This window comes from Paraburkholderia sp. SIMBA_053 (assembly GCF_046534895.1).
GTDB classification, from domain to species: domain Bacteria; phylum Pseudomonadota; class Gammaproteobacteria; order Burkholderiales; family Burkholderiaceae; genus Paraburkholderia; species Paraburkholderia caledonica.
In genome coordinates this window covers 1-231 of the sequence record NZ_JAWRXU010001880.1, presented here as the reverse complement: position 1 = coordinate 231, position 231 = coordinate 1, and the positions used below count along the sequence as shown (strand labels likewise).

1 protein-coding gene is annotated in these 231 nt (G+C 68.4%); it reads left to right on the top strand.

Annotated features, from left to right (window positions below; translation table 11 throughout):
* Positions 1 to 182, top strand: a 182-nt coding sequence (locus SB753_RS42065) for a hypothetical protein (RefSeq protein ID WP_410805822.1), incomplete at its 5' end; no start/stop codon positions are given.
* Positions 183 to 231 lie beyond the last annotated feature (49 nt).

Here is a 231-nt window from a genome sequence, read left to right as displayed (position 1 = left end):
CGGAGACGTTGCTCCAGCTCCCGGCGGCCACGGTCTTCAGGACGGTCGACCCGTTGCGCACCTGGACGGAGCCGGAGCCGCGGGCGTTGGCGACGGACTTGACCGCGAAGCTCGACGGGATCGTATGCACCGCGCACGTGCCGAACGTCAGGGATGCTCCGCCGAGCGAAGTGTTGCTGTAGGCGCAGATCCTGCCGGTGGTGCAGCTCCCGACCGACCACGATGACAAGC